Origin of the sequence: Paenibacillus sp. FSL H3-0457, assembly GCF_037981725.1 — a bacterium.
Lineage (GTDB): Bacteria > Bacillota > Bacilli > Paenibacillales > Paenibacillaceae > Paenibacillus > Paenibacillus amylolyticus.
The window spans coordinates 824396-837017 of sequence record NZ_CP150283.1; the positions used below are offsets into that span (position 1 = coordinate 824396).

Annotated in this window: 11 protein-coding genes and 1 riboswitch; of the genes, 9 read left to right on the top strand and 2 right to left on the bottom strand. The window is 46.7% G+C overall.

Annotated elements, in window-relative coordinates; genetic code table 11:
* Positions 1-151: 151 nt before the first annotated feature.
* A complete protein-coding gene (locus tag MHH25_RS03810) occupies positions 152-706 on the bottom strand; it encodes an NAD(P)H-dependent oxidoreductase (protein ID WP_340019202.1) in 555 nt (184 codons plus the stop codon).
* Positions 707-1008: 302 nt separating this feature from the next.
* Here MHH25_RS03810 and MHH25_RS03815 point away from each other — a divergent pair, with 302 nt between their 5' ends.
* On the top strand, positions 1009-2016 hold the full coding sequence (locus tag MHH25_RS03815) for a ketoacyl-ACP synthase III (protein WP_340019203.1): 1008 nt from the start codon (positions 1009-1011) through the stop codon (positions 2014-2016).
* A 174-nt stretch (positions 2017-2190) separates the two neighbouring features.
* Here MHH25_RS03815 and MHH25_RS03820 read toward each other — a convergent pair whose 3' ends face one another.
* Entirely contained in the window at positions 2191-4125 is a 1935-nt protein-coding gene (locus MHH25_RS03820) for an amidase family protein (RefSeq protein ID WP_340019204.1), read from the bottom strand.
* Between the two features lie 368 nt (positions 4126-4493).
* Between MHH25_RS03820 and MHH25_RS03825 the strand changes: the two genes are divergently transcribed.
* The 8 genes from MHH25_RS03825 to MHH25_RS03860 all read left to right on the top strand — a co-directional run bounded on the left by MHH25_RS03825 (position 4494) and on the right by MHH25_RS03860 (position 12551).
* Complete coding sequence (locus tag MHH25_RS03825) at positions 4494-6623, top strand: DNA topoisomerase III (RefSeq protein WP_340019205.1); 2130 nt, start codon at positions 4494-4496, stop codon at positions 6621-6623.
* A 74-nt stretch (positions 6624-6697) separates the two neighbouring features.
* Positions 6698-6835 carry a hypothetical protein gene (locus tag MHH25_RS03830; RefSeq protein ID WP_340019206.1) on the top strand — a complete coding sequence of 46 codons (138 nt, stop codon included), beginning with the start codon at positions 6698-6700 and terminating at the stop codon, positions 6833-6835.
* A 126-nt stretch (positions 6836-6961) separates the two neighbouring features.
* The gene (locus tag MHH25_RS03835) at positions 6962-7225 is read left to right on the top strand and encodes a DUF1294 domain-containing protein (protein ID WP_017690702.1); all 264 of its coding nucleotides are present in this window, start codon (positions 6962-6964) and stop codon (positions 7223-7225) included.
* Between the two features lie 222 nt (positions 7226-7447).
* Positions 7448-7882, top strand: coding sequence for a universal stress protein (locus MHH25_RS03840; RefSeq protein WP_017690701.1), 435 nt, complete (start codon positions 7448-7450; stop codon positions 7880-7882).
* A gap of 269 nt (positions 7883-8151) precedes the next feature.
* A riboswitch (purine riboswitch) is annotated at positions 8152-8253 on the top strand.
* A gap of 194 nt (positions 8254-8447) precedes the next feature.
* On the top strand, positions 8448-8933 hold the full coding sequence (gene purE, locus MHH25_RS03845) for a 5-(carboxyamino)imidazole ribonucleotide mutase (RefSeq protein WP_076329583.1): 486 nt from the start codon (positions 8448-8450) through the stop codon (positions 8931-8933).
* Positions 8930-10132 carry a 5-(carboxyamino)imidazole ribonucleotide synthase gene (purK, locus tag MHH25_RS03850; RefSeq protein WP_340019207.1) on the top strand — a complete coding sequence of 401 codons (1203 nt, stop codon included), beginning with the start codon at positions 8930-8932 and terminating at the stop codon, positions 10130-10132. The genes purE and purK overlap by 4 nt, the downstream gene beginning before the upstream one ends.
* A complete protein-coding gene (purB, locus tag MHH25_RS03855) occupies positions 10129-11427 on the top strand; it encodes an adenylosuccinate lyase (protein WP_036668399.1) in 1299 nt (432 codons plus the stop codon). The genes purK and purB overlap by 4 nt, the downstream gene beginning before the upstream one ends.
* Before the next feature lie 251 nt (positions 11428-11678).
* Positions 11679-12551: a phosphoribosylaminoimidazolesuccinocarboxamide synthase gene (locus MHH25_RS03860; RefSeq protein ID WP_340019208.1), complete on the top strand. Its 873-nt coding sequence runs from the start codon at positions 11679-11681 to the stop codon at positions 12549-12551.
* Positions 12552-12622 lie beyond the last annotated feature (71 nt).

Below are 12622 nucleotides of genomic sequence, written 5' to 3' on the forward strand. Positions count from 1 at the left end.
GTCTTTTTTATTTTAATCTTAAATACTTGTATAAACCTTAACAGCCTTGGTTATTTACCAGGGCTGTTTACTATTTCAATATTTATGAGCATGTTAAATAACTTTAAAAGGATCATTTCTTCTCTATCATCGATTTAAGTACAACATCTGTCTATACTTTCATTTGGTTGCAAGCCTCCCTAAGGATTGTAAGGGAGTTCTGCAATGCATGCTGGGTTTCCGAATCAATGATGACGCCTTGTTTGTTCATTTTCAATGTAATATGAGGAATGGATAAACAGCCCTCCTGTAGAACTTGTGCATTGATCATGTTTAGTGTGAGCAATAAGGAAGCATGGGCTTTGTCACCTCCCATGGGGCTTGGGGAAGCAGCAATGACAATGGTGGGTTTATTGAGCCATTCTCCAGAAGATACAACCCAATCTAGTGCGTTTTTTAAGACCCCAGGAACGCCGTTTCCATACTCTGGCGTGCAGATAAGGACACCGTCCGAATGCTTAAGTTGGGCTCTCAAGTTCTGTACGGACACTGGACCCTCCTCGACATCGAGGTCAGGGTTAAAATGCGGCAGATCATTTAATCCATCATATACTTCAAACTTAAGGTTAGTGTGAGCCAGTTTAATCATGGCGTGCATTAGTAACGTATTGGAGGACTGATTGCGCAGACTTCCGGAAATGGCAAGGATATTTAATTCTTTTTTCACGGATATAGATCAACTCTATTCTTTAGTAATGTAGGGCAATTTGTTTATTTTCCTCCTGTTTGAATGAGCTGTCTATAAAAAACGCATATAATTAAGGCATTCTTCATGTTAGTCAGGGAATATCCACAATTCTTCATCAAAAAATGCATGCCATCGTTTGTATTGCTCTGGGTAATAGAATGAAGAGATCACTTTAAAATAAACAACTAACGAAAGAATCATAATAAATATTTTATAAAATTAGTACCAAGTACTAAGACTTAGTGCTATAATGGTAAAAAACAAGTGAGGTGACTACCGGTATGAATCATCAATCAAAGGCAACCATCACGGCAATGGGGACGTATGTACCGGATCGAATATTAACGAATGCTGATCTGGAGAAATTGGTCGAGACAAGTGACGAATGGATTGTACAGCGTACTGGTATGAGAGAACGGCGAATTGCAGCTGAAGATGAATTTGTATCTGACCTGGCTACGAAGGCTGTAGAAGATATGATACGTCGTTATGATGTAAGTGTAGAAGAGGTGGATATGATCCTTGTGGCTACAAGTACACCTGAATATGCTTTCCCAAGTACGGCATCCAGAGTACAGGCTAATCTTAAGATCCCACACACGGGTGTACTGGATTTAAATGCTGCATGCGCAGGTTTTACCTACGGATTACAGCTAGCCGACAGTCTGGTGACCAGTGGAATGTACCGTAAAGTACTGGTTATAGGAGCAGAGACATTATCCAAAATTACGGATTACACAGACCGCACGACTTGTGTACTGTTTGGTGATGGAGCGGGGGCCTTCTTGGTGGAGAGATCATCGGGTGCTGAAGGTGACTTTATGGCAGCTATATCAGGTACACATGGAGAAGGCGGTGTACATCTCTATAAGAGTGGCTTGTCTTCGGAGATGAATGGTGTGCCTTTACAGGGCGGAGGTTGTTTAGTTCAGAATGGCCGAGAGATTTATAAGTGGGCTGTACGGACGATTCCAGAGCAATTGGGTAAACTTATAACGAAAGCTGAATTAAGCCCTGACCAGATTGACTGGTTTGTCCCGCATAGTGCCAACATGAGAATGATTGAAGCTGTTTGCGAACGTGGTCCGGTTCCTTTGGAACGTACTTTAACCAGTGTCGAGTATCGGGGGAACACATCTGCTGCTTCCATTCCGCTTGCTTTACAGCTTGCAGTGGATGAAGGGAAATTGAAAGAAGGACAGAACGTAGCTCTCTTTGGCTTTGGCGGTGGTCTGACGTACGCAGGTCTGGTGCTGAAATGGGGCGTGCCGGACAAGGTTCAGGAATGAGTAACATCGGACGGTATGCAACATAAAAATAAATAGAGAACATAAAAGAGACCACCCAAACTTCATGCTGTCATGAAGAAGGTGGTCTCTTTAGTGGGTTAACTCGTTTCAAAAAAGTGATATGATTGCATCTATTTTTTGTGTTAACCGGAATTGCTTAATCCCATAAATATTTTACGGCGTAAGCTTAGGCGCTTGGCGGTGATGTGTACCTTGTTCGTAGCTGTAAGCCAGCTTGATCAAGGTTCCTTCATCAAAGGCACGACCAAGGAATTCCATGCCTACTGGCAAACCATCAGTTGTGAAACCAGCAGGGACCGTAATCGCCGGGAAGCCGGAGAAAGGACTCAATCGGTTGTTACCACCGGAGTTTTGTCCTTCGCCAATAACACCAGCGGCTTGTGTGGACGTAGGATAGATGATGGCATCCAGGTTGTTGTCTGCCATAACTTTCAGCAGGGACTCACGTGTAACTTGGGTGCGTTTCAGGACGATGTCCTTGTATTCGGTAGTCTCCAACGTTTGGCGTGCATCCCGAGTCTTCATGGATTGCTCCTGAGATTTGTCGAACTCTCCGGAAGCGATGATCTCGGACAGACTGTGATATGGAGCGTCTGCACCCAATGAGTCCAGATAGTCATTCAGTTGGAACTTGAATTCATATCCGCTGAGACTTGGGTATTTGTTGATCTCAGTCAAGTTCGGGATGGAAATGGGAACTGCGGTAGCGCCCAGTGTCTTCAGTTCTTCCACAGCGGTGTTGATCACGTCAGCAACGGCTTTTTCTTCAGCTTTGGTACTTGGGATGAGTTCTGTGGCCACACCGATGCGTGCACCTTTCAGTCCGTTTACATCCAAGAAGTCTGTATAGCTGGATGGAATTTTGCCAACCGCGTAGGCTGTAGCGACATCCTTTTTATCATAGCCGGCTGTAGCATCCAGCATAATTGCAGCGTCACTTACCGTACGAGCCATAGGTCCACCTACATCCTGTGTCAAAGCCAGTGGGATAATGCCTTCACGGCTGGACAGTCCGATGGTTGGGCGGATACCCACAAGGCTGTTGAAGCTGGATGGGATTCGGATCGAACCGCCAGTGTCTGTACCCATGCCGGCTGCAGCAAAGTTTGATGCAATGGCTGCACCTGTTCCACCGCTTGAGCCACCTGGATAATGGTCCAGGGCGTATGGGTTCAGCGTTTGTCCACCCAATGAGCTAGATGTCGTGATGCCAAATGCGAATTCATGCAGGTTTGTTTTGCCCAAAATAATGGCGCCAGCTGCTTTGAGTTTCTTCACTTGTTCAGCATCGTGAGCAGGAATGGAATCTTTCAGACAGATACAGCCTGCGGTTGTCGGCATGTCATTGGTATCGAAATTGTCTTTCACCAAAACCGGAACGCCATGCAGAGGCCCGCGGGTACCTTGGGCTGCACGTTCTTCATCCAATTGCTCCGCAATTTGGAGTGCATCCGGGTTCAGGGTTAATACGGCGTTGATGCTTACACCTTGATCATCGTATTTTTCAATGCGGTCCAGATATTTCTGAACCAGCTCTTTTGATGTCAGTTTTCCTTGCGTCATTGCAGTCTGGAGATCCATGATGGTTGCTTCCTCCAGGACAAACGGTTTTATGTAGTTATAAATGCGGTCTTTCAGTATGGAGAGGTCATTCTCGGTAAGTACAGCGTTTGGAAGGAAGAGGGAATCGGTATAACCTTTCATTAGCCCTGCCGTATTCAATGCACCAACAGCACCTGCGAAAGTGGCTTCATTCGGGACATCTTTGAATGATACGATAGTCGAATCCAGCTTGAGCCATTGTTGCAAGGCGACCGCAGCATCTTTACGTTGTACGGTTGTGCCGGAGAGCTTGTCCATGGTAAAAGGAACACCTGCAAGTGTAGCCGCTTCTTCCATAGCCTGAACAAATGCTACCGGAGTTGCTGGCGCTTTTCCTTTGGATACAGTTGCTACTGTTGTTTTACTCGTAGGCGTTGCCGTTGCGGCTGATGCCGAAGGTACCGTTCCTCCCCATGTTGTGGCAACAACAGCACCTGCCAGTAACAAAGCCCCACTTTTTTTCAATACAGATCCATGATAAGTCATGCATCCACGCTCCCTTCCTGTGTCTCATTGATGTGTGTAGCGATTCTGTTTCTATGCTTTTGACACATTGTATAGTTATGTCAGGTAATCTTACAAGGTTTATATTTATCCAAAAAAACGTATACATCAATACTTTTCAGTGTTAATACTTATTCATACTGCTGTTTACATGTACTCAGAAAAACTATTACACACTTCGATGTTAATAAATGTGACATGAACTAGATATATTGATTAAACATGAGGTTACAGGATGCGAGTAGGTTAGGAAGTAGAGATGACAGAGCATACCTTTAGTGTGAAATGATATAATGAAAAGATAGGGATAAAAGAGACATAACGTTCTACCAGAGAGGAAGAGATATGAAGTGAAGACATTGGTACTCGCAGAAAAACCATCTGTAGCACGCGAAATAGCCAGAGTTATGGGTGCGCGTGATAAACATAAAAGTTATATGGAAGGCCCGAAATATATCGTTACCTGGGCGCTTGGACATCTGGTGGGATTAGCTGAACCAGAGGATTACGACAAAAAGTATGCCACATGGAATCTGGAGGACCTGCCCATTCTGCCAGAGCGTACGAAACTGAAGGTACTTAAAGAGACCAACCATCAATATAAAGCCGTGCAGCAGCTGATGAAGCGTCAGGATGTGGGTGAGCTTGTCATTGCCACGGATGCAGCACGTGAGGGAGAATTGCTGGCACGTTGGATCATGCAGATGGCAGGGTGGAAAAAACCTTTTAAACGCCTGTGGATTTCATCCCAGACAGATAAGGCGATCAAAGACGGATTTGCTTCGCTGAAGCCAGGCAGTCAGTTCGACCGCCTCTATGAATCTGCACGTTGCCGGGCGGAGGCTGACTGGATGATCGGACTTAACGTGACCCGTGCATTAACCGTTCGTTTCAATGCCCAGTTGTCTGCTGGACGTGTACAAACTCCGACCTTGGGCATGATTATGGACAGGGAAAATGAAATTAACGGTTTCCGCTCGCAGGAGTATGAGACGTTAACGGCAGACATGGGAGGTTTTCAGGCTGTGTGGCGGGCAGCTGGAGGAGATTCACGAATTTTCGACCCTCAAGAAACACAAGAATTGAAGAAACGGGTAGATGGGCGCAAGGGCACGATTGCCCAAGTGAAGAAAAGCGAGAAGGTTGAGCCGCATCCACTGGCATATGATCTGACGGAACTGCAACGGGATGCCAACCGGAAATATGGTTTCTCTGCAAAGCAAACATCAAATGTCCTGCAACGTCTGTACGAACAGCACAAGCTCGTAACGTACCCACGTACGGACAGCCGGTACCTGACTTCCGATATGACAGCTACATTGAAAGAACGTTTGGACAGTGTAGCCATTGGACCTTATGCGTCTTTGGCACGTCCTTTGCTGCGCAAAAATCTGAATATCACCAAACGTATTGTGGATGACAGCAAAGTTACGGATCACCATGCGATTATCCCAACGGAGCAGACGGTACTTTTGAATCAATTGAATCCAGAGGAACGCAAACTGTACGATCTGATCGTACGTCGTTTTATCAGCCTATTCTATCCGGCAGCGAAGTACGATTCGGTTGCGATCACGGTTCAGGTGGGGAATGACTCCTTCCATGTTAAAGGTACAACGGTGAAAGAAAGTGGATGGCGTGAAGTATACGGCGGCGATTACAGCGATGATGACGATGACCGTACTGATGATGTAGCAGACCATGAGCGTGCGCTTTTGCCAGATGTGCAGCAAGGGCAGTCCGTGACGGTTCAGCGTTGCCATATTAAAAGTGGACGGACGATGCCGCCCAAACGGTATACCGAAGCTGCTTTGCTTTCCCAGATGGAAAAGCATGGACTCGGCACTCCAGCTACACGTGCGGATATTATCGAGAAGCTGGTCAGTTCCGATACAATAGATCGTCAAGGCAACAGCATGCATCCAACCGGTAAAGGGAAACAGTTGATTGAACTGGCTGCCCCGCAGCTTCGTTCGCCGGATCTGACTGCCCGCTGGGAAGCTGAACTGGAACGCATCGCTCGTGGGCAAGGGAAACCGGGGCCGTTTCTGGATAGTATCCGATCCATGGCAAAAGAGCTGGTGTCTACGGTAAAAGGCAGCAAAGCAGAGTACAAGCCGCATAATGTGTCCAATAGCCATTGTCCGGACTGTAATGCACGTTTGCTGGAGAAGAAGGGCAAGCGCGGCAAGTTTCTTGTATGTCCTACCGAGGACTGCGGGTATCGTCGTTCGGCAGAAAAGAGACTCTCCAATCGTCGTTGTGCGCAGTGCCACAAAAAGATGGAAATCAAAGAAGGTAAGGCGGGGTTATACGTACAATGTCTACCTTGTGGTATTACAGAAACGTTGGATAAGGACAAACAGCATGTGAACAAACGCGATCAGCAAAAGCTGGTGAAACAATATGCGAAGCAGGAGTCCATTGGGTCTAACCTTGGAGATCTGCTGAAGGCGGCTATGGAGAAAAAGGGAGAGTAACACGCTTGAGGGTAGTTGAAGTCGTATAAGATCCTCCGTTTTCAGGCAACGTAAGCCAAGGAGGTGATACCTACATGCCGCATAACAAACCAGAGAAAATTCATAACCAGCAAAACAAAGACAGTATTCGGGAAGAGAGTATCGCTGTGCGCCCGGACAAAGCAGCCAAAAGAACACCAAGCCTGAACGGTATTCCAAAGCAGGAGTCCTAGGTCAGAGCGAGGTTAGCGTTATTACACAAAATTGCGGTTCCCTATCCGGTGCGTTGAACATGTCTCTGATGAGGACTATAATGGTGACAGGGAGATGTCCCGGGACAGGGGGATCGCTAGAATTATATGCAAACCGGACTTATATTGTGGTTTTTATTTATTAATGTAGTTGGTTATCTGGTGATGTCGGATGATAAGAGGCGTGCACAACAGCGTCGTGACCGTACACCCGAACGGACGTTATTCTTATTAGCATTTATAGGCGGTGCTTTGGGAGTCTGGATCGCGATGTATCGGAAAAGGCATAAGACTAAACATCCCAGCTTCACTATTGGCATTCCTTTGTTGTTATTCTTGAATGCGGTAATCTATGGTTACTTTATTCAATGAACACATGGAACACATGCGTAACCATTCGAACAAGACTTACGCTGAAGTGAAAGGTGTATCATTCATTCGTCTGATATGTAAATTCATTCGTATAAATGGTTCATTGTGGCTCTGGAACGTTTAAGGAGTTACATGGTTCTGTTATTTAACTGTTAGTTTATTACATGTCAGACCGAAGCTTGCTTCGCGTGCTCTACATATAAAGGAAGGGACGGGATTTACATGTTATTTTCCAAAATATTAGTGGCTTATGATGGTTCCAAAGCTTCAAATAAAGCACTTGATCGTGCGATTGAGCTAGCTAAAGTGTCCCCAAATGCAGTACTGGATGTCATTCATGCTTTTGATTTCCCGCGTGTATTCATCGGTGAGGGGTTGGCTCCACTGCCACCTTCACTTAATAATGACTACTACAATCTGGCTGTGCAGACAACAGATGAAGCGAAAGAACGAATTCAGGCTGCGGGTGTAACGGCCAATGTGGATCTGATTCAAGGAGCAGCTGCGGAAGTATTGCTTGATTTTGCCAAAGAAAATGATTCTGATATCATTATTATTGGTAGCCGCGGCCTGGGTGGAATTCGGGAATTTGTTCTGGGTAGTGTCAGTCACAATGTGGTGCAGCATGCGCGGGTTCCAGTACTGATCGTAAAATAATGGATGAAGTGTGAACACACTAAAAGCAGGAAGCCGGTTGTCTTCGAGAGATTGAAGAGGAGCCGGCTTTCTTTTATGGGATGAAATGGATGGTTAAGTGAATTTAAAGAAGCAATTCCCGAACATTATATTTGTCAATATGTTAAATGTTCGTCTTTAAGTTGACATTAGCTGTAGGGGATTGTTAGAATGTTAGATGTGTCGATCAGGTAAGAATAAGGTCGAGTAGGAACGAAATATGTAATAAGAGATTACAAAAATGAACGAAGATAGTTTGATAGATATTTGCTCGTATAACGCCGGGAATAGGGCCCGGAAGTATCTACCCGGGAACCGTAAATTTCCGGACTACGAGGAGATACGGCTGAGAGTCGCATGCAACCAGATGCGGACAGCAAGCCCCCTTTTGGCATGCCCAAATGAGGGATACGTATTTCTTGGAGTCCGGTGTCCGGAGAAAATGTGATGTTTTCGCGGGTAGCGGATTTTTTCATTTCACACGTAATAAGAGTCCCTTAATAGTCAGATGTAATCAAAAAAGCGCAGACGGGAGTTGGATGTATTCATGTCACTGCAAGTCGCTGTAATTATGGGCAGCAAGTCGGATTGGGAAACGATGAAACATGCGTGCGAGGTGCTGGACGAGCTGGAGATTGGGTATGAGAAAAAGGTGGTCTCCGCCCATCGTACACCGGATTTGATGTTTGAATACGCAGAGCAAGCAATTGATCGAGGATTCAAGGTGATCATTGCAGGGGCAGGCGGGGCAGCACATCTACCTGGTATGGTTGCCGCCAAAACGATGCTTCCAGTCATTGGCGTACCGGTTCAATCCAAAGCATTGAACGGTCTCGATTCCTTGTTGTCCATTGTTCAGATGCCTGGTGGTATTCCCGTCGCAACTGTGGCGATTGGCAAGGCGGGGGCAACGAATGCAGGATTGCTGGCAGCTCAAATGATCGGTGCTTTTGACCAGGATGTCCAACGTCGCTCTGAAGCTCGCCGAGAGCGCATCAAACAAGAAGTACTCGAAAGCAGTGAAGAACTATGAGTAGCACAGGGAACCAATCCGGTATAGCAGGAGAGCTAAAAAAAGTCCTGTTGCCCGGGAAAACAACCATCGGCATTCTTGGAGGCGGACAGCTCGGACGTATGATGACGCTCGCAGGAACGGCAATGGGGTATCGATTCGTTACTCTTGATCCCGCTGCGGATGCGCCTTGTGGTCAAGTTGCTCGTCAGATTGAAGCTGGTTATGACGATGCCAAAGCTGCACTTGAACTGGCTCGGCAATGCGATGTCATTACGTATGAATTCGAAAATGTGGATGCAGAAGTCGCTGGGCTGCTCGAGCGTGAGTCTTACGTTCCACAAGGAAGTGCGTTACTGTACACCACACAACATCGGTTGCGTGAAAAACGTGCGATCGAAGCTGCTGGAGTAAGAGTCGCGCCTTATCGTGAGATCACAAGTGTGGATACGATGCTTGCTGCTGTTAGCGAACTTGGAGTGCCGTGTGTACTGAAGACGGTGACTGGAGGCTACGATGGCAAAGGTCAACGGGTCATCCGGGAAGCAAGTCAGGCTGTTGCGGCATACGAAGAACTTGCAGCTACTGGTGCGGAACTGGTGTTGGAACAATTCATTAAGTTTGAATGCGAAATATCGGTCGTTGTAGCGCGTAGTACAAATGGGGAGATCAAGACGTTCCCGCCAGCGGAGAACATTCATGTGAATAACATTTTGCATGCTTCAATTGTACCGGCTAGAGTTGCCACAGACATCCAGATTGAAGCGCAAAAGCTGGCAGCAGCGGTGGCAGAATCGATGAAGGCTGTTGGGTTGCTGGCTGTGGAACTGTTTGTAGCGGCGGATGGAAGACTGTACGTCAACGAACTGGCACCAAGACCACATAATTCTGGTCACTATACGATGGAAGCTTGTGCGACTTCTCAGTTCGAACAACATATCCGTGCGATCTGCGGATTACCACTTGGGGACACTTCGTTATTGAGTCCGGTTGTTATGGTCAATGTGCTTGGAGAGCATCTGGAAGGTATTATCGGTAGAACAGGGCAACCTGATGCAGAAGCGATAGAGCTCGGTGTGATTCCCAAGCTTCATATATATGGTAAAACCGAAGCAAAAACAGGACGGAAGATGGGGCATGTGAATCTGCTCTGTCAGGATGTTGAAGAAGGATTGCAATGGATTGAACAAACTAATCTCTGGAGGAATACAAATTCATGATTGAACGTTATAGCAGACCCGAAATGAGAGCCATCTGGACCGAAGAGAACAAATTCCAATCGTGGCTGGAAGTTGAAATTTGTGCATGTGAGGCATGGGCGGAACTTGGTGTAATTCCTAAGGAAGAAGCGGCATTGCTTCGTCAGAACGCATCTTTTGACATCGATCGCATCTATGAGATTGAAAAGGAAACACGTCATGACGTTATCGCATTTACACGTACGGTATCTGAAAGTCTGGGTGCGGAGCGGAAATGGGTGCACTACGGACTGACTTCCACAGATGTCGTGGATACGGCTCTGGGTTATGTACTGCGTCAAGCCAATGAGATTCTGGAAAAGGATATCGTGAACTTCATTGAAATTCTTCGTGAAAAAGCACTGGCTTATCAGCACACACCAATGATGGGACGTACGCACGGGGTACATGCAGAGCCAACGACATTTGGACTGAAAATGGCATTGTGGCATGAAGAGATGAAACGGAACCTGGAGCGTTTCCGTCATGCAGCAGACAATGTACAGTACGGCAAAATCTCAGGCGCAGTTGGAACATATGCGAACATCGATCCGTTTGTTGAAGAGTTTGTCTGCGAGAAGTTGGGCACGAAACCTGCGCCAATCTCAACTCAAACATTGCAACGTGACCGTCACGCAGAATATATGGCTACACTGGCGTTGATCGCAACGTCCCTGGACAAGTTCGCTACAGAGGTACGTGCACTGCAGAAGAGTGAATTCCGTGAAGTGGAAGAAGCTTTTGCTAAAGGTCAAAAAGGATCTTCTGCGATGCCGCACAAGCGTAACCCGATCGGTAGTGAAAACATCTCCGGTCTGTCCCGCGTCATTCGCGGACATATGGTATCCGCATACGAGAACGTAACACTTTGGCATGAACGCGACATCTCACATTCTTCCGTAGAACGTATCATTCTGCCGGATGCAACGATGCTGCTGAACTACATGCTGAACCGTTTTGGTAACATCGTGAAGAACCTGACGGTATTCCCTGAGAACATGAAACGTAACATGGAGCGCACCTACGGGGTACCATTCTCCGGTCGTATCATGACAAAGCTGATCGACAAAGGTTTCAGCCGCGAGCAAGCATACGATACCGTTCAACCACGTGCGATGCAAGCATGGGAAGAACAACGCCAGTTCCAGGATATCGTGAAATCCACACCGGAAATCACGGAAGTGCTGAACGAAGAAGAAATCGCAGATGCATTCAACCCGTCATGGCACCTGAAGCACGTTGACACCATCTTCAAAAAGCTCGGCTTGAACGACTAATATATTAAGGTTTTGAATTATTCTACTCTCTAAAAGTATAGGTTGATTATGTGTTCACGCTGGAACGGAGAAGGCAGAAAAAACCTGAAGAAGCAAAGCGCTCGCCTTTATCACCGGATTTCCCCCTTGAGAAAGGGATCAGAAAAATCCGGGGATAACAGCGATCGGAAGGTTATTCTGCATTCGGAGTGGCCCCGCGTGAAGAGGGGAATTGGACGTATACTTTACATCTCCTGAAAGAAGGTGAGCCCATGGCACTGTCCACTGCGGCAGATCTCGTTAAAGCACCTCTGTTATACAAAGGAAAAGTACGTGAATTATACGATCTGGGTGAACATTTTCTGATCGTGGTTACGGACCGTATATCGGCATTTGATTACGTGCTGGACCCGGCGGTTCCCGAGAAAGGAAACGTACTGAATAAACTCAGCAGCTTTTGGTTCGAACTGACGGGTGACATGATGGAGAATCACGTCGTTCATACCGATGTGAATCAACTGGGTGATCTCATCACAGACCCAGAATTGCTCAAAGACCGCATCATGGTAACCCGCAAAGCAGAACGCATTGATATTGAATGTGTCGTGCGTGGATACATCACGGGTGGTGGATGGAGACAATATGAGACAAACGGTGAAGTGAATGGGATTAAATTGCCTGATGGACTTCGCAAAAACGCCAAGCTCGAAGTTCCCATTTTCACCCCGGCAGCCAAAAACGATGTTGGTCATGATGAAGACATTCCAATGGATCGCATGAAAGAACTGGTAGGAGACGCACTTGCAGTGGAGCTTCAAGAAAAAAGCTTACGCCTGTACGAATTCGCCCGTGATTACTGTGATCAACGTGGCATCATTCTGGCAGACTGCAAATTCGAGTTCGGCATCGTGGATGGCAAGGTCATCCTGATTGACGAAATCTTCACTCCAGATGCTTCACGCTTCTGGGCCAAAGAGAATTACGAACTCGACATCGAGATCGACAGCATGGATAAAGAGCCAGTGCGAACCTATCTCGCTGGAACCGACTGGGACAAGAACAGTAAACCTGATCCACTCCCACAAGAGGTAGTTGAAGCAACAACCGCAAGATACGTCGATATTTATAACCGTTTAACGAAATAATAACGTTTGAGCGAGAGGCTATGGGGAAGTTTGGCTTTCGATCGCTGTTGCCCCCGGAATGTTTTGATTGG

Coding starts and splice junctions, on each gene's coding strand:
- MHH25_RS03820 (WP_340019204.1), bottom strand. CDS start 4,125: ATGACTTATCATGGATCTGTATTGAAAAAAAGTGGGGCTTTGTTACTG.
- purB (WP_036668399.1), top strand. CDS start 10,129: ATGATTGAACGTTATAGCAGACCCGAAATGAGAGCCATCTGGACCGAA.
- MHH25_RS03840 (WP_017690701.1), top strand. CDS start 7,448: ATGTTATTTTCCAAAATATTAGTGGCTTATGATGGTTCCAAAGCTTCA.
- MHH25_RS03860 (WP_340019208.1), top strand. CDS start 11,679: ATGGCACTGTCCACTGCGGCAGATCTCGTTAAAGCACCTCTGTTATAC.
- purK (WP_340019207.1), top strand. CDS start 8,930: ATGAGTAGCACAGGGAACCAATCCGGTATAGCAGGAGAGCTAAAAAAA.
- MHH25_RS03830 (WP_340019206.1), top strand. CDS start 6,698: ATGCCGCATAACAAACCAGAGAAAATTCATAACCAGCAAAACAAAGAC.
- purE (WP_076329583.1), top strand. CDS start 8,448: ATGTCACTGCAAGTCGCTGTAATTATGGGCAGCAAGTCGGATTGGGAA.
- MHH25_RS03835 (WP_017690702.1), top strand. CDS start 6,962: ATGCAAACCGGACTTATATTGTGGTTTTTATTTATTAATGTAGTTGGT.
- MHH25_RS03815 (WP_340019203.1), top strand. CDS start 1,009: ATGAATCATCAATCAAAGGCAACCATCACGGCAATGGGGACGTATGTA.